Genomic DNA, 21,439 nt, shown 5'->3' on the forward strand with positions numbered 1-21,439 from the left:
GCGTAAGTAAATTGCTCGGCACATTGCGTAACCACTTGGTATCTATTATCTTTTAGTTATCACTGTGCCACTACTACCCTTATGTCTATACGTGTTCGTTATATCGTTGCGTTATTGCTAACCGCTACACTCGTCACTCTTTCTTTTATTGTTCTGTACGAATTAATCAGTGATCAGAAGAAAGATGCTGAAATTATCAATATCGCGGGTCAGCAACGCATGCTTTCACAGCGTATTGCGTTGCTCACCTCTACACCAAACATTTGCGAAGACAGTGAAGAGCAAAGGTATTTGGCGCAATCGTTAGCACGTTTCAAACAAAATCATCAACAGCTTGTGTCACTCGATAACCTTCCCGCCTCTATCTCTAATACTTACTTTAACGAAGGCCAGCTCGACAACAAAGTAAACCGATACATACAAAGCGCCGATCAAATTTTAGATGCAGCACAGTGTCAGCCCACTACGCTTTTAGATATTCAAGCGCTGACATCGCTATTACAACAGCTTGATTATGTCGTCGCGCGGTTCGAGCAAGACGCCACTGCTAGAGTAGATGTGGTTCTTTCGATTGAAGTTTACTTATGGCTAGCCACACTCGCTCTATTATGTATCGAGGCAGCATTCATCTTTTCCCCTATGGAGCGCACCGTTAAACGGTCATTTGCCAAACTAACGAGCTTGAAAGAGCAAGCGGAAAGTTCGGCTGATGAGGCTCGTAGAGCAAGCAAAGCAAAATCAGAGTTTCTTTCAAGCATGAGTCACGAACTTCGCACACCAATGAACGGCCTGTTTGGCATGATCGAGTTGGCCATAGACAACCCTGACAAAAGCAACATTTACCTTAAAAAAGCCAAAACTGCTGGTAGGCAACTCCTTGTGTTAATCAACGATATTCTCGATATATCAAAAATTGAAGCAGGCAAAATCAAAATTGAACAGGCGCCAGTCGACCTATTACAAGTCTTGGACGATGTGGTGTCGTTACAGCGGGTTTACTGCCAAAGAAAAGGCCTTGAATTTCATTACTTAAAAGACCCTGACTTACCTCACGTCATTAAAGGCGATATCACTCGTATTTCGCAAATTCTGCACAACTTGTTAAGTAATGCAATTAAGTTTACTGAACAAGGTTCTGTCACGTTAAAGGTCACCTATACCAAACGCCCAAACGGCAATTATTTAAGCTTCGATGTTATTGATACCGGCATTGGTATCGAGTCATCTAAGCTTGATAATATCTTTAAGAAATTTGAGCAAGCCGACCAATCCACCACCCGTGAGTACGGGGGCACAGGGCTAGGGTTAAGTATTGCGAAGCAGTTGGCGAAACTCATGCTCGGCGACATCAATGTAACCTCATTTGTAGGCCAAGGAAGCACCTTCAGTTTTACCATGGCAGCGGAAGAATCTCAGCTGCCTGACATTAACGTTGAACCCAGTGCTAATTTGCGCTGTGCGATAGTTGATGACTTACAAACCAGCCGCGAATATTTTGAGCATGTCGTTACCTCCATGTCGATTGTGCCCCAAAGTTATGATAGTGCAAAAGCCTACCTATCAGACAGCCCACTGGCTTTCGACGTTATTATTCTTGATTTGTCTATGCCAGAGATGAGCGGGGTCGATTTGCTAGAACAGTTGAAGGCGATGAACCCAGATAAATTTCCTAAAATCATTCTTATCTCTGCTGAACTGGAACGACTAGAAGATGAAAATGATGTTTCTGAACTTATCTGGCGTACGCATGCTAAGCCCATTAATCGTCGAGAACTTGAGCATGATTTAGGAAGGTTAATTGAGACAAAACCCGTATCTCATAATGATGTTAAAGAAGGCAATAAGAAGAAACGCATACTGCTAGCTGAAGACAACGAAATCAATGCCGAAATCGTGAAGACTATATTGCAGTCAGAAGGCTATAAGTTCCTACATGTTAAGAACGGAAAAGATGCCGTAGATGTGGGCAAGCGACATCAATTCGACCTTATTTTGATGGACTGCAATATGCCCGCCATGGGAGGAATTGAGGCATCAACAATATTACGCAAAGCATTGGAGGTTGATACACCAATTGTTGCGCTCACTGCAAACGCTTTCGCAGAAGACAAAGAAGAGTGCTTGGCTGCCGGCATGACTGACTTTTTAGCCAAGCCTTTAGACAAAGACACGCTACTGGTTTGTATCAAGAAATATATCGGTTAGCTGCATGTACTAACACTCAACAAGGAGCTGTTTGGCAGGCCACTTCCACATTTTATACGGTATAGGGTTCTTGCTCTGCAATGTACCCTGGCGCGATGGCTAAATTGTCGGTATTCGCAAGGCTCTGCTGATTCCTAAGCCAAAGTTGATACTCTCCGGTACGTAAGCTTGCATGTTTTGTACAATCAACATTCCAACGTCTAAGCAGGTATCCCGCCATGGCAGCCCGTACTTCCAATGTAAGCACGCCTTCTTCCATGGCGTAATCAAGCTCTATTGCGGTGGCATATTTAATATTCTTAGGATGCGGCACAATTTCAAGTGAGATAAGTCTTCCCCACTCTTCATCACAATCTATGCATTCATGGATTTCAGGTTCTGCTTTAACCGTTACCTTACTAATTCGAGTTAGCACAAAATCTCTAAAACTTTGTGATTTTCTGTCGAATGCGCGAACATGCCAGCGTTGACCATTATCAACAATACTATGAGGCACTAACTCTCTTGCACCACTGCCGCTTGAAAGCGACGTATAGATTACGCTCATCGCCTTTTTGTTCACGATGGCTTGTACCACTTTCGCCACCACAAAAATATCAGGAATATTAAGTGAAGATGCACTTTCAACAGGGAAATGTATGTCACCGATCGCATCAAATCCATCTGATATGTCGTTGGCAAGCTTCACAAGGGTTCGCTTTGCATCGTGTTCAAAAACCGGAATAAAGCTTTCTGTTTGAAAGTAACGTTTTTCCCTTGGATCGTAGACTAAGTTATCAGGGGCGAGCTCTTTGTATAGTGTAAAGTCACGAGAACCAGCCGATAGTCCCACTTCAAAGCGATTTATTAAGTCTTGGCGATGGATAGCCCCTTTAAACAAAAGGCAGAAGTCGATATACGCCAGTCGTTGGCGTTGAGAAAAAGAAATGGTTTCTAACATGGTGCGCACTTATTGTATTTTTATTCAGTGTGGTTTATTTAAAGCCGTATGTAAATAGCAATAGAAATAAAAAAGCCCAGCACGCGGCTGGGCTTAAACTTTTAGCCATTAAGGTTTATGACTTCACACGTTTGCGGGCGAAAAACATACCACCTAAAGCCAGAAGCGATAGCGCGAAGGTACCTGGTGCAGGTACTTCTGCAATACTGAAACTTGCGCTACTCACCTGTATAGGCGTCAGCTGCCCCCCTTGAGTGCCTTGAAAAATGTAAGAACCTGACAACCCATCAATTGTAATGTCACCAACAGACTGTGCGATAAATTGCACGGTGTATAAACCAATCACTGGTGTCTGCAGTTGATAGAACAAATCAATTTGTTCCAAGTAAGCTAGTGAACCTATCTCTAAAATTCCCCCCGGTAGAAAAGGAGGTAGAAACATCTCTAACACTGGGTTCCCCAAGCTGCTAACTGAGCCAAAAGGATTTAACGTAGAAGCGCCAATAAAACTCAAGAGCGAATCGTTAAAACCAATTGTCGTGTTATATACATCAAACGGTTGAGGAAACGGTACGATACCTAAAAAAGCATCTTCATTAGAAAAGCTTACCGTCGCCGTGATAGTTTCTCCTACTTGATAAATTGATTTATCCGTAGAGATTTCAATTATTGCGGCATTTGCATTAAAAGTAGCAATTGCCAATACCATTAAAATAATTTTTTTCATTTTCTTTCCAACTACTGAACTGCACATGCGGTACGTGTACACATAGACATTAACGCGTATAAATCGTAGATATTTAATCTGCCGTCATTGTTAAAGTCGTGCTCTTCAACCGTCGCTTGACGTTGCAGAAGCAAGGTGTAGAACGCCACAATATCGGTGTTGTCTATGTCACTATCGCCATCAAAATCACCAATTACTGGCTCCGGCTCACTCGTTTCAGGGAAATCCAGCACAACAATTACTGGATCGTGATCTGACGAACGATAAGCATCAGCCCCGTAATAGCTAGAAAGCTGTGTTTCTGACTTATATTCAACGTTGTAGTCGAAGACACGAGGCTCATCGGCATTGATATGCCAAACCGTTGCGTCTGCCACATACTCAGTCAAAGTTGAGCTTGATAGCGCGTGATCTAAGTAGCCCATTTCGCCGCCAAAGCTATAAGAATAAGCACTTTCGCCGTGGAAGAGGTTCACCAAGTTGCTGAAACCAGCGTCTTCGAGAGCAAGAATTGGATCTTCTTTCGCATAAGCATTTAGGTCACCCATTACGATTACTCGGTCAGACAAACCTTCACTGTTTTGCACAAGCGCTGTCAGCCCTAGCGCAGCTTGGGTACGTAGCTCGTTCCAGCAGCCTTGTCCATCACCCAAATCAGCATCATTACCTGTTGCACTGCCACAGCTTCCTTTTGATTTGAAATGATTTACCGCGAGCGTAAACGCTTCGCTGTTACTATTTACGCTAAAGGTTTGTAACAGCGGCTGGCGGTTACCGTAGTCAAAAGGAGCTTCAGAGGAAGTAACCGCTGCGCCTTGTGGTGTAACCGTTGCAGGCTTATAAATAATACCTACCGCAATTTCATCACCACCAAGTAATGATTCAAGTGCTACATAGCTATACACGTCACTACCAAGTTCAGCATTTACGCTATTTACTAGAGAAGCAATGGCAGAATCACTCCCGTATCCATCGTTTTCGATTTCTACTAAGCCAAGTACATCTGCGTCCATCGCAACGATGGCTGCTACTGTCTTCGCTTGCTGGCGGGCAAATTCATCTTCTGAGTCTGCACCACGAGAGGTAGGGAAGTTCGGACCATTAAAGTAGTTAAGCACGTTAAAGCTAGCCACTTTGACATCGCCTTGTACGTCTAACTGAGGCACATCTGTTCTTGGGTTTGTGCGTACAGTTTGAAGAGCGCCAACTGGAATTAAGTTGTAAGCACCAAATGCGTAGTGCATTACACCTTCCAGGCCTTCTACACTGTCGCCTAAACGCAGAGGATTCGCATGAGATAAACCTCCAACTGGGAAAGGAATATCGTCAGCATTTTGTGCGCTTGAGCCATCATCAACCAACAATGTGTTGCGTGCATTCGCTTCAGCCAAGGCAATAGCTTCACTTGAACCCGCGGCATATTGGTTTGTAGGAATCATCAGGCGGCCTGATGACACATTGAATTGCCCATATCGACCAAGATTGTAAACGTCTGTCACGTTCAAAGTTTGCTGGAATTGAACCTGCATACCTTCAAGTGACTCTAGGTTAACACTCTCGTCAAATGGCATTTCAATGCTTGTCGTTAGTATATCAGCACCTGCACCTAGCGTTTCAGCATTGGCGCTTAGTACAATTTCTGTAATGCCATTGTATTCAGCCACTGCACCGCTAACACGCACAGCATCACCAACAGATGGGTATTCAGTGAAGGTTGTCGAATAGGCAAATACACCTTCAGACGTCGCAGCATTGCCATCAGAGTCGGCGGCTTCTTCTTGAATAAAGAATCCGTTCATTTCCGGCACAACTTTAGTCACTACTGCCTCAATAACAACGTCATTGCCTGTAAGTGGCGAGGTATCGCCTTCGCCTTGGATAGCGCTAATTAAGACTACTTCACCAACTGGGTCAGTTGGGTCGGTCGGGTCAGTTGGATCCGTAGGCTCGCTAACAGATCCATTGTGCGAACCAAAATTGTTAAGCGTATCTTTTGGTAGGCTATCCCATTCGTCAAGGGTAAACGCTGGGTTGCGGTTAGGGTTGCCTGCCGTTACTGAAATCTTGCGTACCAAAGTAACGTCTTTACCCCAGTTAGTTTTAACGCCGTACGTACCTAGAGCATCAACAACCTGACCGTTAGCGACGAGCTCAATGTAGTCATCGCCATTGAAATTAATCACGAAGCTGCTAATCGTTGAGCCGGCAGTTAACAGTGCATCTGCACTTCCGTGAGCGAATGTTGCTACGCCACCTGCTGGGATTGTGCCTTCAAGTGCTAACACTTTACGGTCAGCATCTGCGGTCTCACCATTGGAGAGTAAAACTAACTCATAACCCGCTAGACTTACCGGTTGTGTCGAGCTATTGAAAAGCTCTATACCTTTATTGAAACCGCCACCTTCGATGTATTCTGAAATGTAAATACTGCTGGTAGAAGGTGTTGTGTCACCGCCGGTATCACCACCTGTGTCGCCGCCGGTATCACCACCCGTGTCACCGCCAGTATCGCCACCCGTGTCACCGCCAGTATCACCACCTGTACCATCACAACTCTCGTTGAAGATAAGTGAAGCAAGTTCAGGTTTGTCAATAAACGGATTTCGGTTTCCTTGGAATTCATAAACGCGCTCGTTACGACGACGTTCGAAATCATCCACTGGATCACTTTCATGCCATTGAAGCAATACGCAAAGCTTACCAAACGCGGCTTCGCTAGTAGAGGTAAGGCGATTTACTAACACTAAGTCGTCTTCGGTATCACCAGCTGTATTGCCATCGTAACGCACGTCCATGTATAGCATTGAGCGTGCTACATCACCTTTTACTGCGTCACGAGGCTCAAAAGAGTCACCATCAACTCGGTTTAACGGAGCTTCAGAAAGCGTGCTACCACTAAAATCAAAATCTAAGTTGCCGCGTGAGCTATTTACAGAAATATCGGTAGGACGCAGGTGCAGAATATCGCTGTATGCCGTTAGGCTTGAGCTAGGAAAACCATGGCTCTTAGCCCAAACATGTTCGCGATTCCAATTGTCTGGGTTGGTGCTTTGACTACCGCTACCGTTGGTAAACTTGCCTTGTGATATGCCTTTGTAGAACAAGATAACGTTATCGGTGTTAGCAGGATCTTCATCAGTGTAAGTGAGTGCTGTCCACACTTCTGAGTAAGAAAGCGTACGATGACCATTTTCAATGATGTTATGCGCCGTGTCTTTTAACGTTTGCGCACTTTCACCGTTTGCAATAGCTGTGTCGAGAGCTGCGTAATAGTCAGATGCAACAAAGTCGCTGGCTAGGTTAACTGCTTCCAAATCAGGGCAGTTAAAACAAGTATCACTTAAGAAAAGAAGTTCATTTGAAGGTTCACCGCCGTCGTCAGGGTTACCGCCAGTATCCCCACCATCGGTAGTTCCATTTCCACTTACTGAAATACTGTCTAAATTGAGATATTCGGTACCCGAGTTGTTAGCCATGGCTACTTTCAGTTCTAAAGTGCTTCCGCTACCTATCGTTTCGGTCAGTGTTGCAGAACCAAAGTCTTCCTGTACCGTATTCGTTGCCCCTTCTGAAAGCGTAATAAGCTCGAATGCGCCACCATCTAATGAGTAAAATACATCGATGTAGTCTGTCGACTCAAAATTTCCACTTTGAGAAAGCACGGCATTTATGGTGATATCACCGGCACCAGATATATCGATAGACTCGCTCAACCAGACTACTTCACCGTCAGTATCACGTGCTTGCATTGCGCCGCTTTCAACACGGAACCAGTCTGAAGTGGCACTTAGCTCACTCGCTGACACGTCTACTGACCAACGATCAACACCTTCAAGGTCAACAATTGCTCCCGCAGGGTCTGAGCCAGTTGCGCCCTTGCCTTGCAGTTCATTTGCTTCGAAGTCTTCTTGCCATACTGTATCTGCAGAGGCATTAATAGAAACAACGCCTAACGACAATGCACCCGCCAACAACGCGTTGACTACTTTAGCTGATTTCCTCAGCTTATACTTTTGTGTGTTACCCTCATGAATCATTTTGCTTTCCGCTTTTTTGTATAAGGAAGGTATAAATTCTTATACATACGTATATACAGCAAGCACTTAATAAAAATAATAATATAAACGTCACAAACTTTAAAAATCAGAAACTTAGACGTTTAAAATAAACTTACTTATTGATTAACTCTGCTGAACTTTGGTACAGGGAAAGTTGATTTGTCACAATGCGTAAATGTTTCAGCTTTGAAATATTTCAGTGACTCGCCGTGGTGCATGTTACAGTTTTATGCACAAAAAAAGAGCGCCTTGTGGGCGCTCTTTCAATCATAACTTTAGGATAAAAAGCGCTAAGAAAACGCCTTTTCGTTGTTGCCTATAACTGCTCGTTTAAGAAGGCGTTAAAGTCTGCCTGAAACGCAGATTTCAGCCGCATACACTGTTGAGACTCGTCCTGCATAATTTCGACACCGCGTGCCATTCCTTGATAAGTCTCGCTAATTGGCGCGTAGAACGCTTTGGCCATTTCTAAGTTTTCAGCCGAACAGGTTGTTGAAACAAATTCCGGCATTCTGCTTACATGGTAATCAGGCATTTTTGCTAGTAGCGCGTCTTTATTCTTACTAAGCCACTCATACAATAGCGTATGATCGTCTAAGTTACGTGCTACTCTCACCACCATATACATGGTATTTGCAGGCGTAATATCATCGGTAAGCGCTAAATCTAACATTTTAAAGACGGTCGCTTTGTCTTCAAAGTACATCGAATACACCAGCGTGCTTTTCACATTTGGCAACTGTGCTTTTTTAAATGCCTCTACAATTGTATTAAACCATGTGCCCTGCTCGCCTTGTTCACTATTTCGCGTAGCAATTTCAATTGCTGTACCGGCAATACCGGAAGGAACACTGCTAGTATCTGCAAGGTACTGTTTCGCTATCTTAACGCTTTGTTCAACAAGTTGCTCATTGTTCGAATGAGTACCCAGTAAGCTGTATAGCTGGTTACGCAGGCGAATGACATCTGCGTTATCCTGCTCACTTTGAGACAAGGTAAGCTTGTTTAACAAAGGCATATAATTTTGATTTAGAAGCTTTGCATATGCGGCTTTATTGTCTTCATTTACTAAATAACTAAACTCAGCTAACACGCCAACAGCCGCACGAATGACCGCAGGGTCATCATCTTTTGCCAAGCTATTAAGCACCTTCATCACGCTGTCTACACCTACTTGATCTGCGTTTAACAGCGCCTGGTAGTTGTATAGCACATTTTTCTTTTCACGCTTATTTAGCGCATCAATATTATTTAGCAGTGCGTTTAACTGAGCTGGTTCAATTGACCAACGGAAGTAACCTGTTGCATTGTCATTAGGGTACACCCAGTCTGCTTCAGCAAGCTGAGGTAAAACTGTGGTTTCTTTATCAATAAAAACCACTTCGTTTAGTATTTTTCCGTTTGATTGATAAGTCAGCTTTAATGGAACTGCCCATGTCTTATCTTCCACGGTAGCGCCAGCAAGGTGAAAACGGGACTGGGTTAATTTGCCATCTTTTGAAATATGAATAAGTGGGTAGCCCGGCTGTTCCAAGTAGGCTTTCATCATGGCGCTTAAGTTGAAATCGGACACTTCATCTAGAGCGCGCCACAAATCGTCTGCTACGGTATTACCCCAAGCATGGGAATTCATGTAGTTTTGAACGCCTTCACGAAACTTTTCTGTACCAATTAGCGATTCAATCATTTGTAAAATTGATTCACCTTTTGAGTAGTTCAAGCCCAACCCATCCATCACATCTGGCTGACTTTTCACTACCTTTTTAACAGGTTTCACCGTGGGACTAGCATCTGCACCAAATGCTCCCTCTTGTACTATGCGATCGGCGTAGTTCAACTCTGGATACAAGGTTTTCATGGTATGGCTTGCAGCCCAAGACGCAAACGCTTCGTTCAGCCATAGGTCATCCCACCACGCCATTGTTACCAAGTTGCCAAACCATTGGTGAGCAAGTTCATGCGCGATAACATTTAGCGGTCGTGAACGCTCTGTGACGCTTGGGTTATCTTCTAGCAGTAACAAACTATCGCGATAGGTAATTAAACCTACGTTTTCCATTGCACCGTGGGTAAAGTTTGGTACGGCAACAAAATCCATTTTTTTATAGGGGTACTTGATACCGAAAAAATCTTCTAGCGAGGCTAGGATTTCTGGGATGTGTTTGATAACAAATTTGGTTTTATCGGCATACCCTTTTGGAACGTATATTTTTCCTGGCACCGACAGCCCAGAAATTTCAGCACTATCAAAAGGCCCTACGGTATAGGCGATAAGATATGTCGGCATGGGCTTAGTTTTTTCAAACACTACGGTTTTGATCCCGTTTTCCACTGTCACCTTTTCAACAGGTGTATTACCCACAATTTCCTGATGTTCAGGAGAACTGATGGTCATTTGATAAGGAATTTTGAAGTTTGGCTCATCAAAACTTGGAAACGCTTTTCGCGCATGCATATCTTCAAACTGGGTAAATATATAGTTGGTCTCTTCAAAACGTGACAGATACATGCCATCTGAAGACGTGTTCACTTTCCCTTCAAACGTAATCTCTAATGTATACTTTCCAGGCGCAATCTCATCTTGCGATTCGCCCCAATTGATGTCGTATTCTCCAATCGTAACATTTAGAGGAAAGCTGCTGCTTCCAGACACTAAACGCGCAGACGTCACGGTCAAATCTTGCTGATAAAAGCCCACTTTCTTAGTTGGGGTTTTAACCGTTACGTCAATATTCGTTTTTCCAGAATATGTAGGGTTGTCAGGGTCGATATTTAAGTGAATGTGTTGAAATGTGGGAGCGATTGTTGACGGTAAGCGGTATTCAACATCAGCAAGTGTCTTTTTCGCGGGTGATACGACTGCAGATGCAGTTTGCGCTTCTTGCGCCACTACTGCCGTTGTCGATAGCGATGTGAATGCAAAAACACTCGCAACCACACCAGCTAGTGTAGATAGTTGTTTCATTATGGTTTATCCATGTTATGGGAAAATCCCTATATTCATCCATGGGTAAGAATAAATATCAAAAAGGGCCTTAGCAATCTAAAGCCCTTTTGGCATTGGTTCAAATTGTTACTATTCATGTCAACCGCAAGAATTGTGCATTTCAGCGTACATTGACTCTGGCGAATTATCTTGTTTCTGCTTCGCTGCCTGCTGACAGCCAGATCGATTGAATAAGCCAGCAACTCTAGAAATGGTATCGTCGCAACTGCATTTGCATTTGCATTTGCTTAACTTGCTGAACTAAGGCTTCACAGTTATCTACCACTTCTTTTGCATAGGTAGTATTGGCATTGCCCACCTGTTGAATACTGCTTACCCCTTTATTCACATCGTTAGCAACTTCTGTTTGTCCTTCAGCCATTGTGGCAGCGTCTTGGTTTAACGTTGTGATGCGTGCAACAGCGTCAAGCGCCTGCTTTAACGAATCGCCAGCATGTTTTGTGGTGTCCACGGTTTTATAGGCGGTTTCTTTGTTTTGCTGCATTTTCTCAGAAGCCACGCGGCTACCTTGCTGAAGGCGTTCAATCATATTGCGAATTTCTTCCGTGGAAGACTGCGTTCTGCTTGCTAGCGAGCGGACTTCGTCAGCGACAACGGCAAAGCCACGTCCCTGCTCACCAGCGCGAGCCGCTTCAATAGCTGCATTAAGCGCAAGTAGATTCGTTTGTTCCGCGATATTCCTGATAACTTCCATTACACCGCTAATTTCTTCACTTGCCTGAGCCAACTCAGTGATAACCTGTACTGACGCGTCCACATCGCTTGCCTGAGACTGGATGTCTTTAATGGTTTGCGCCAAAACGCTTACGCTGTTTCGCGTATCTTGATCGGCAGCGTGTGCCGCTTCACTTGAACTGCGAATGGTTGACGACACCGTTTGTGCATTCTGCTGCATTAACGAAATGGCGTTATTAATTGACTCGGTTTCTCGGCTAAGTTGTGAAACGGTATCTTTGGATTGCAACGCTGTTGCATTTAACCTTTCTGACTTTGCTAGCATGTGGTCGGTGGCTTCGTCCACACTCTGCAACGTGTCTTGTAACTGGCTAAGAAGTCCATTAAACGCTCTTGCCATGGTACCAAACTCGTCGCTTCTTGATGCCTGAAAACGGAACGTTAAATCTCCCTCACCAGAAGACAAGTTGTTTACTACCCCAATGAATTCTTCAAGTGGCTTGCCAACAATATACTTAACGAGCAACCAAATGGTGATCAAAATTCCCACGCTCGCCAATACGATTTTAAGTACAACAACCAACACAGAGCTTCGAACCATTGCCGATTTTTCTGACGTCGACGCCACTAATATAATATCGTAACCCCAAGGCGAAAACGGTACCACTTCTACAACCCAGTCATCATTAGGTTGAAGGGCGTCGGCGACCTGTCGGTCATTCACATGTGCGGAATGCATGCGAATGTTACCTTTTGCATCACGAAGGGCAACAAAGCCTTCTTTTAGCACGTGACTTTGCTTAATGGCTTGCTCTAAGACGTTAAGGTCGGCTGAGTACCCCACATACCAAATGCCCACAACATCACCACTGCTGTTAAACATTGGCTCGTAACCTGTCAAATAAGGGCTACCCAAAATATCAACCGCACCGTAATACGCTTCCTGCTGATTAATCTTTTTAATCGCCTTGCCATCAGGGGCCAACTTAGTGCCAATTGCCCTCTCGCCATTTTTAATGACATTGGTACTCACGCGAATATAGTCGTCTCCTGTTTTACTAAAAAGCGTGGCGGTGCCTCCCATTACGCTTGTAAGGTTATCGACCAAATCGAATGTGTTAGCTTGTTCCGCATTGCCCAACCTTAGCTGCCGAGCCTGCGTATTTTTAACGGTAACAATATCGGTTTGATTGGGTTCACCGATTGCCTTACCTCGCTGTTTAAGCAACGCCATACTGCTTTTGACGCGTTCAAGCATGATAGAGTCAGTCACAGTAAGAATATTCACTAAACGATCGGCGGTGTTCTTCTTTTGCTCTTGAACAAGGGTTGAAACATTTGAGGAAGTGGTGATAACCGTTGCCACGGCAACAATTAAAGCGAACAAAGCGATAACAGCAGAAATAGAAAATAGAAACTTTCTTTGAATGGACATTTATCATCTCGATGTGTAGACGTTTAATACAAAGCCATTCCGTTGCGCTTTCTAACCTCGGCCTTTAATTTTTTACCAAACAGCACAACGGCTTGAGGCTGCAATCCCTTTATATTAATTTAGGCAAAAATTACGTAAGAGCAAATTATCCAAACGTTTATATTTAAAAAAAGTTGTCCAATTAACAACCGATTAGCAGTCTGTGCTACTTCATGGTCACCTTTGTGCCAACAATTTTCAGTGCAGGTGCACCTCGAATTAAGGCATTCCTTGCAAACTGTCCGTGACAAGAAGGGCAAACTCCTTCTTCATGAGTAAAGTCCTCAACTATTCTCTCTTTAAAGCATTTAACCAACGCGCCTTTGCCGCCTTTTCGATATTTAAATAGCTGGAACTTGCACTTGGAGCAATAAATTTGCACGGTTCTGACCGGCCCTTTTGCATTAGGTTTTGCCATAATTTCTCTTTGTATGTTTTAGGATCCTTCAAATTTCACCTTTTGTCGAAATGCGACAAATTGTAAATCTCGGTTATACTTTCGTGAGGGCGCGTCGCCCTTGGGTACAAACCACTAGCATGCTTGCCTCGATGTTAGCGAGTTAAGAACGAAGGTAATATCAATGAAGATAATTGCAGCCCTGTGCTTTTTAATGTCTGCGCCGATTTATGCCGGTACAGCCGTGATAATAAATGCCAATAACAATTCTGGGATCGATATCGATACCGTCAAGAAAATATATTTGGGGAAAGTAAAAGCATTTCCCGATGGAAGTCGCGCAATTCCCCTTACCTTCGAACAAGGTAATAATATCAGAGACGCTTTTAATAATAATGTGCTTGGAAAATCTGAATCACAATACTCCGCATTCTGGTCGAAGCTTGTGTTTACTGGCAGAGGCACCCCCCCTGAAATGATAGCAACTGAGGATGAGATGTTAAATCTTGTCGCGACCAACCCCAATACCATAGGTTTTGTGGATGAAGGTAAAGTTGATGGCACGGTAAAAGTTGTCGGTACATTTTAGGGCCTGCTGTTGTTTAATATTCAGCAAAGATCAACAAGCCTTGGTTATTTGAACTAATAACAATTGGCGACGCCTTGTCTAAATGCGTCGCCCTTTTTAGGCTTCTAGCTTCAATCAGGAAGTGTCGAAAGATAGTTAATGTTTGCAAAAGCCATTATGACATCTTTGGCGAAGTCGACTCTAGGATGACGTAGCGCTCCCTTTTTCCACACTAAATAAACATCATTTTCTGGGCCTGGCTTACCCAGCGCGACCAATTCGCCTTTTGCAATACCTTCTTTACATAAGTAGTCAGGCAAAACTGAATAGCCAATCCCCGCTTTGATAATACTACTTATTGCTCTTATATCCGGGCAAACAGCTGCGACAGGCGACTCACACGCGGCATTAAATACCTCCGAAAAGTATCGCCGAACAAGCGGTAACTGTTCATCATACGTCACTACTTTATGTTGGTTGAGTAGCGCTGCCGATATTTCTCTTTCTCCCAGCAACTTTCCCTGCACACGGTTCATCACTAAGATTAAACGCTCTTTATCCAACTTCTGATATTCATACATCGCGTCAGTGGGCTCAGAGGCAGTAATGGCAAGCTCCGCTACATCGTTCTCCAACAAATGATAAATATTACTTTTGTTGCCGGTATGGATCACTAAATTCACTTTATCGGCCTGAAGCAAGTTAGCGAGTGCAGGACCTGCCACCAGACTGAGGTACTCTGCAGGGCCTGCAAGGTGTAACGTGCCGTGATCGGTGGAAGCACGACTGCGAATAGAAGCCACTTTCTGCTCTAACGTATCAATGTGACTGGCGACCTGCAGCGCCAAGTCATCAGCGATAGCCGTTGGCTCAACGCCTCTCGCTTTTCTTATGAACAACTCTTTACCGACAATATTCTCCATGGCTTGTATGTGAGAAGTGACCGCTGGCTGAGACATATGAAGGCGAGCTGCAGCACGTGTAATGTTGCCGCTTCGATAAACTTCTACAAAGGTTTTTAACTGTGTTAAGTAAGACATAATTCCTACCCATCAGATTTTTGATGACTCATCACAATTTATCTGACTTCTCGATGTAAGCCAACCTCTCTATGATACACGCACTTTCTAATGCGACAGGAGCTGCACATGAAATCAGCATCATCAATTTTATCGCTCGCCATTATTGCGGGTTTATCACAGTCGGCCTATGCGGCAGACGTTAAAGGCGAAATACTTGTACTACTTTCAAGTGAAAATGTAATGCAACTTGCAGATGGCAAAACAGAGCCTACAGGCTACTACCTTAACGAGTTTGGTGTGCCGGCAAAAGCATTGGTAGACGCAGGCTACAAACTGGTATTGGCCACGCCAAAAGGCAATGCGCCATCTGTAGATAAAAAATCAGTAATACCGCAATACTTTGATGGCGGCGAATCGCAAATGCGAGACATTCAAACGTTTGTAGCGTCAATAGAAGGCATTGATGACACGCTGTCATTGAGCGAAGTGATTGGACAAGGTCTAGAAGAGTTTGAAGGCGTATTCATTCCAGGCGGTCATGCACCGCTTATCGACCTGGCAAACAATCCTCAAGTGGGTGAAATTTTGTCTCACTTTCACAGTGAAGGAAAACCTACTGCCGCTATCTGCCATGGTCCAATCGCCTTACTTTCTGGGCAATCTAACCCGCAGGCATTTGAACTGGCATTGAAATCCGGTGAGCAAGCCTCATCTGAGAGTTGGATTTATGATGGCTACAAAATGACAATTTTCTCCACACCGGAAGAAGCCTATTTTGAAAGCACGTTAAACGACGCAACGTTATTGTACTACCCAGCAGACGCCATGGCGCAAGCGGGTGGCAAGATGGAATTCAAAGAAATGTGGGCGCCCAATGTAGTAGTAGACCGTGAGCTTATTACAGGCCAAAACCCGTTTTCTGATGAACTGTTAGCTGAAAAGCTTTTACAACAGTTAAATTCACAATCTAATTAAGGACAGGCAACACTATGCTTAATTTTACGTTTAAAAATCAAACCGAAATTTTGTTCGGCAAGGGGCAACTAAGTGAAGTGTCTTCACGTTTGCCGAAACAAGCAAAAGTCCTCTTCCTCTACGGTGGCGGCTCAATTAAGAAAAATGGTATTTACGATAAAGTAACGACTGCACTAGCAGGTGCTGAAGTCATTGAATTTCAGGGTGTTGAACCAAACCCAGAATTTGAAACACTGATGAAAGCTGTGAATGTCGCCCGTGAAAATGACGTGAACTTCATTCTTGCGGTTGGCGGTGGAAGTGTTATTGATGGCGCGAAATTTGTCGCTGCTGCCGTTAACTTTGCAGGCGATCCGTGGGACATACTTGTTAAAGGTGCAGCATTTGAAAATCCATTACCTATTGGCGCAGTACTTACTTTACCTGCGACAGGGTCTGAGAGTAACGGTAACTCGGTAGTAAACAGAAAAGAGACGTCGCAAAAACGCGCGTTTTCTTCTGAAACAGTTCAGCCTGTTTTTGCCGTACTTGATCCTGAGTTCACCTATTCACTACCACCACGTCAAGTATCGAACGGCGTGGTTGATGCTTTTGTTCACGTGATTGAGCAATACCTTACCTACCCTGTAAACGCACCGCTTCAAGACCGCTTTGCAGAAGGAATTTTACAAACCTTAGTTCAAGAAGGTCCTAAAGCGTTAGTGACGCCTGAAGATTACGATGTGCGTGCAAACGTAATGTGGTCAGCAACAATGGCGCTTAACGGATTAATCGGCAAAGGTGTACCGCAAGACTGGGGCACACATATGATAGGTCACGAACTTACTGCGTTACACGGTTTGGATCACGCCGTGACCCTAGCAATTGTTCTACCGTCGTTAATGTTCGTGCAGCGTGACAAAAAGCAGGAAAAAATTCTGCAGCTAGGTGAGCGCGTGTTTGGCATTCAGGAAGATGACAAAGAAAAGGCCATCGACTTAACCATAAAAGCGGTTCAGGACTTTTTTGAAACTATGCAGGTTAAAACCCGCCTGTCAGACCACAACATTGAAAAGTCTGCCATTGATGGGCTAATCGAGAACCTTGAACGCAACGGCTTAACAGCGCTTGGCGAGCATGGTGACATCGACCTTGCTAAAGCCCGTGAAATTCTAACTCTTGCGGCATAATCCCTGGGTTTAAAAGCACTCAGCCTTCGCTGAGTGCTTTTTGTGTTTATTTCAAGAAGAGAGAAATAATGACTGCATTATTTGAACAATTTTCGTTAAAAGACGTGACGCTTCGCAATCGTATTGCTGTGCCTCCTATGTGCCAATACTCTGCAGAAGATGGGTTTACAAACCAGTGGCATGAAGCAAACTACCAGTCATTTGCCCGAGGCGGTGCTGGATTGGTTATTGTTGAGGCAACCGCCGTCTCGCCAGAAGGACGCATCACGCCAAATTGCTTAGGTATTTGGAAAGATGAACACGTTAGTGGCTTAAAAAATGTTGCTGATCGTATAAAAAGCCAAGGCGCTGTTGCTGGAATTCAAATTGCACATGCCGGGCGCAAAGCGAGTGCTAACCGCCCTTGGGAAGGCGATGACCACATTCAGCCAAGCGAAGAAAAAGGGTGGCAACCTATTGGACCTTCGGCAGAAGCCTTTGGGGCACACTTACCTGTTACGCCTACAGAAATGACCAAAGCCGATATTGAGCGCGTTAAGAGTGACTTTGTGAAAGGTGCCCAGCGCGCGCTTGAAGCTGGATTCGAGTGGCTTGAACTGCATTTTGCCCACGGTTATTTGGCTCAAAGCTTTTTCTCGAAGCACGCCAATAAGCGTACCGACGAATACGGCGGAAATGCGCAAGGCCGTGGTCGATTCTTACTTGAAACACTGAGCGCAGTGCGTGCAGTTTGGCCTGAAAACCTACCGCTTACCGTGCGCTTTGGCGTTATCGAATACGATGGTGATGACGAACAGACGTTGAGCGAGTCTATCGAACTTGTAAAACAGTTCAAAGAAATTGGTACTGATTTCGTTAGCGTTAGCGTTGGCTTTAACACGCCTGATGCGAATATTCCTTGGGGCCCGGCTTTCCTTGCTCCAATTGCTAAAAAGGTACGTGATGAAGCCGGGATCCCAGTTGCTACAGCTTGGGGAGTAGACACACCAGAGCTCGCCAACGATACCATTGAAAACCAACAACTTGACGTTGTTATGGTAGGTAGAATGCATCTTACTAACCCACACTGGTCTTACTTTGCAGCGAAAAAGCTAGGCGTTGAAAAACCATCTTGGGTAATGCCTGCACCATATGCACACTGGTTGGAGCGTTACGCACCATCAGACGAAAGGTAGTTATTGACTTTACAGGCAGCAGTGCTTTCGAGCACTGCTGTGTTCTTCCTCGTCTTTTGCCAATAACGTATAACATTGCGTCTCTGTACTTGCTTTTTTCCAAGTTAGGTTTAAGGTTGCTATAAACCTCCTTCAAGATTTGGAAGAATGCAGGTTAAAGATTTTTTTTCCTCATCAGCAAAGCTTGCTGATCTAACGTCACTCCGAAGGCGCCGTGTCATTCAAATAAGCGCGGTAACAGGCTTCGGGCTTTTCGCTTCGTCTCTGGTCGCGAGAGGCATAACTTTTGATATCTTTTTACTGGGCTTGTTCTCATTAATCGTCACTGGCTCGCTCGCATACAAGTATTACGTTACCACCAGCAGTTACCTACTTTTAGGCGCTATGTCGTCAATGCTGTTTGCCCTATCCGCAACAGGTGCAGGCGTATTTGATATCGCCATGATTGGCTATCCTGGCGTCATCATATTTGCGGCTTTATTAGGTGGAATTGCCCTATTTGGCACCGTTTTATCTTTAGTGCTTCTACAGTGCATTACGCTTACGTGGTTGATAATGCACGATGTGGTAACACCTAACCCGCCTATTTTGAGCTGGTCTCATGTGCTTTTCATCATGGTTATTTACGTTATTACGGGCTTCAGCGTTTTTATTTTGATACAAGATATTCGTCGGCTTATGCAGTCACTGCAGCAAGAGGTGTCTAAAGTTGAGCAAAATAGAGCACATATCCAGCACTTAGCACATCACGACCCGCTCACAAACTTGCCAAATAGGATTTTGGGCGAGCGACTTTTCAACGAAAAGCTACGCGAGAGTGAAGAAAAAGGGCTTCAGCTCGCGCTGCTGTTCATAGACTTAGACAACTTTAAACCCGTAAATGACGCTCTTGGCCATGCTGCGGGCGATCGATTTCTTCAAAAAATATCTCAAACCATCACCGACCACCTATCCACAAAGCAAAGTTTAATACGTTTCGGTGGCGATGAGTTTATTGTGTTGGCGCCAGAAATATCAGACAAATCTGAAATCGATGACTTATGTAAGAACTTAATTACGTGGTGTTCGAACGAGTTCGAAGTACTGCAAACCAAAGTGGTAGTCTCGGGTTCAATTGGTGTAGCACAAGCGCCTTATGACGGGATTAAATTTAAGCAGCTGTGCCGAAAAGCTGATATTGCCATGTACGAAGCGAAACGCAACGGCAGAAACAGATACGAATACTATGACGTGCGCTTTGACGAAGAAAACGATGAAAAATTCACACTTATTCAGCGTTTGCGCCCGGCCGTACATGCCAATGAATTCGAAGTGTTCTACCAACCGTTGATAGACCTTGCCTCTAACAAGGTTCAAGCAGTAGAGGCGCTTTTGAGATGGCCTCAGAAAGACGGCTCAATGATATTTCCCGACAAGTTCATACCTTTAGCGGAAAGCAGTGGCCTGATCATCCCTCTTGGTGCGTGGGTATTAAACCAGGCTTGTGAATTTTGCGCTAAACAGCATGAAAACGGTCATACAAATCTTACGGTTGCCGTAAACTTATCCTTTGCACAATTCAAAGATGGAACGCTCCCTGCGGTCGTTGAGCAGGCCTTGCAAAATTCACAATTAGCACCGCAATTTTTAGAGCTGGAGCTAACTGAAACCATACTCGCGGATGAAAATGGCACCACTGGCGAACAACTCGAAGCGATTAAATCGTTAGGCGTGCACTTTGCTATTGATGATTTTGGTACCGGTTATTCTAATTTAAATTATCTACAGACATTTAGCGCTCGCAAACTCAAAATAGACCGCATTTTTATCAACACCTTGGGCATTGGAGAAAACGACGCACCTTTAGTTGCAGCAATAATCAGCATTGCCGACAGCCTTGGCATGAAAGCGGTAGCTGAAGGTATTGAAAGTAAACCCGCTTTAGAAAAGCTAATAAAAATGGGATGTGACTTGGGGCAAGGCTATTATTGGAGTAAGCCACTCCCCGCGCCCGAGATAGAACGATTCTTAAGTAATCATCCAGCAAAGTAATCACTTACACTGAAAATTCGGAAATGTTCCGTTGTGAAGGCACCGTTTTAGAGGCTCATGATATTTCAAACGGACGTTTTCATGCCGATGGCTTAACGCAGCATTGGCTTGCTGAAAAAATACCAATCCGCCTAAATCGAAAAACGCTAAAACCCGTGATACGTCACAAACTCTTCGTTGTCGGCGCGAGTTGATCGAACCTCGTTTGCAGCGAACTCTGGGTCTGGATAGCCCAAGGCTATGCAAATCATAATGGCCTCATCATCAGGGATGTTAGCGTGCTTGTGTACTACATCGGACTGCATAATGCCCTGACCATTGATAACACAACCAAGCCCTAAGTCCCATGCAGCTAGCACAATGCCATACGCCAGCGACCCTAAACCAAACTGGGTGATCCCTGCTGGCTCTAAAGCCTTGTCATAAGTAAGCACCAAAGAAACGGGTGCATCAAACTGCCTAAAGCCGCGCATCATCCATTCCATACGCTTTTCCTTGTCTTCTCGGGTTATTCCCATTATGTCGAACAGCTGTATGGCTACATCAATTTGACGCTGACGGTGAATCCCTTCGTAGTCCTCTTTGTATGGAAAGTCTCGAACGTGCGGTTTACCTTCAAGTGTATTTTTGGTGTTGCCTTCACGAATTTTATCAAGCACGTCGCCTGTTACTGCATGAATTTTCCAGGTTTGCGTGTTATAGGACGATGGCGCCCACTTCGCTGCGTTGATAATCGCGTCTACTGTTTCCTTAGTAACAGGCTGTTTAGTGAACCCTCTAACACTCTTTCTTGATGCTGCAAACTCGGCAAAATTCATACACTTCCTTAAACGCGGTAATTGAACTTGTTAAGTTAGAGTAAACACGACGAGTCTGCTCTTCAATAGGTGGCAAACCTAATTCAGATTGTTTGTTTTTATAGATATATATAGAAGTTTGTAAACCCTTTCATTTAGCAGTGCGTAGCAAAAGCATGTCATGAGTCAGGCACACATGATGTTTATGGAAGTTTGGCT

Annotated in this window: 14 protein-coding genes; 6 read left to right on the forward strand and 8 right to left on the reverse strand. The window is 44.4% G+C overall.

The features are described 5' to 3' along the window. The first annotated feature begins 81 nt into the window (after positions 1–81). Entirely contained in the window at positions 82–2,205 is a 2,124-nt protein-coding gene (locus ACFI6L_RS09575; RefSeq protein ID WP_202285801.1) for a response regulator, read from the forward strand. Positions 2,206–2,257: 52 nt separating this feature from the next. On the opposite strand, the gene ACFI6L_RS09580 is transcribed toward ACFI6L_RS09575, so the two are convergent. The 6 genes from ACFI6L_RS09580 to ACFI6L_RS09605 all read right to left on the reverse strand — a co-directional run bounded on the left by ACFI6L_RS09580 (position 2,258) and on the right by ACFI6L_RS09605 (position 13,504). After that, positions 2,258–3,145 carry a WYL domain-containing protein gene (locus ACFI6L_RS09580; protein WP_202285799.1) on the reverse strand — a complete coding sequence of 296 codons (888 nt, stop codon included), beginning with the start codon at positions 3,143–3,145 and terminating at the stop codon, positions 2,258–2,260. A gap of 115 nt (positions 3,146–3,260) precedes the next feature. Next, a complete protein-coding gene (locus ACFI6L_RS09585) occupies positions 3,261–3,872 on the reverse strand; it encodes a PEP-CTERM sorting domain-containing protein (protein ID WP_014976845.1) in 612 nt (203 codons plus the stop codon). A gap of 11 nt (positions 3,873–3,883) precedes the next feature. Beyond that, positions 3,884–7,909: an ExeM/NucH family extracellular endonuclease gene (locus ACFI6L_RS09590; protein WP_202285797.1), complete on the reverse strand. Its 4,026-nt coding sequence runs from the start codon at positions 7,907–7,909 to the stop codon at positions 3,884–3,886. Positions 7,910–8,246: 337 nt separating this feature from the next. Next, a complete protein-coding gene (locus ACFI6L_RS09595) occupies positions 8,247–10,895 on the reverse strand; it encodes a M1 family metallopeptidase (protein WP_435786888.1) in 2,649 nt (882 codons plus the stop codon). Positions 10,896–11,121: 226 nt separating this feature from the next. Beyond that, positions 11,122–13,047, reverse strand: a complete 1,926-nt coding sequence (locus ACFI6L_RS09600) for a methyl-accepting chemotaxis protein (protein ID WP_462573875.1) — start codon at positions 13,045–13,047, stop codon at positions 11,122–11,124. 205 nt (positions 13,048–13,252) lie between these two features. After that, positions 13,253–13,504, reverse strand: a complete 252-nt coding sequence (locus ACFI6L_RS09605) for a hypothetical protein (RefSeq protein ID WP_014979627.1) — start codon at positions 13,502–13,504, stop codon at positions 13,253–13,255. A gap of 163 nt (positions 13,505–13,667) precedes the next feature. On the opposite strand from ACFI6L_RS09605, the gene ACFI6L_RS09610 reads away from it, so the two are divergent. Further along, complete coding sequence (locus tag ACFI6L_RS09610; RefSeq protein ID WP_371342569.1) at positions 13,668–14,072, forward strand: phosphate ABC transporter substrate-binding protein; 405 nt, start codon at positions 13,668–13,670, stop codon at positions 14,070–14,072. A gap of 110 nt (positions 14,073–14,182) precedes the next feature. Here ACFI6L_RS09610 and ACFI6L_RS09615 read toward each other — a convergent pair whose 3' ends face one another. Next, positions 14,183–15,091, reverse strand: coding sequence for a LysR family transcriptional regulator (locus ACFI6L_RS09615; protein ID WP_014949894.1), 909 nt, complete (start codon positions 15,089–15,091; stop codon positions 14,183–14,185). A 108-nt stretch (positions 15,092–15,199) separates the two neighbouring features. Between ACFI6L_RS09615 and ACFI6L_RS09620 the strand changes: the two genes are divergently transcribed. The 4 genes from ACFI6L_RS09620 (at position 15,200) to ACFI6L_RS09635 (ending at position 20,423) form a co-directional block, all read left to right on the forward strand. After that, positions 15,200–16,048 (forward strand): type 1 glutamine amidotransferase domain-containing protein, encoded by an 849-nt coding sequence (locus ACFI6L_RS09620; RefSeq protein WP_462573877.1) that lies wholly within the window; start codon positions 15,200–15,202, stop codon positions 16,046–16,048. 14 nt (positions 16,049–16,062) lie between these two features. Further along, on the forward strand, positions 16,063–17,217 hold the full coding sequence (locus ACFI6L_RS09625; protein WP_462573878.1) for an iron-containing alcohol dehydrogenase: 1,155 nt from the start codon (positions 16,063–16,065) through the stop codon (positions 17,215–17,217). Positions 17,218–17,285: 68 nt separating this feature from the next. Next, the gene (locus ACFI6L_RS09630) at positions 17,286–18,392 is read left to right on the forward strand and encodes an NADH:flavin oxidoreductase/NADH oxidase (RefSeq protein WP_462573879.1); all 1,107 of its coding nucleotides are present in this window, start codon (positions 17,286–17,288) and stop codon (positions 18,390–18,392) included. A 147-nt stretch (positions 18,393–18,539) separates the two neighbouring features. Further along, complete coding sequence (locus tag ACFI6L_RS09635) at positions 18,540–20,423, forward strand: putative bifunctional diguanylate cyclase/phosphodiesterase (protein ID WP_427269970.1); 1,884 nt, start codon at positions 18,540–18,542, stop codon at positions 20,421–20,423. Positions 20,424–20,569: 146 nt separating this feature from the next. Here ACFI6L_RS09635 and ACFI6L_RS09640 read toward each other — a convergent pair whose 3' ends face one another. Continuing rightward, positions 20,570–21,241, reverse strand: a complete 672-nt coding sequence (locus ACFI6L_RS09640) for a nitroreductase (protein ID WP_014979633.1) — start codon at positions 21,239–21,241, stop codon at positions 20,570–20,572. Positions 21,242–21,439: the final 198 nt, after the last annotated feature.

Source organism: Alteromonas sp. G4i35 (genome assembly GCF_054960375.1).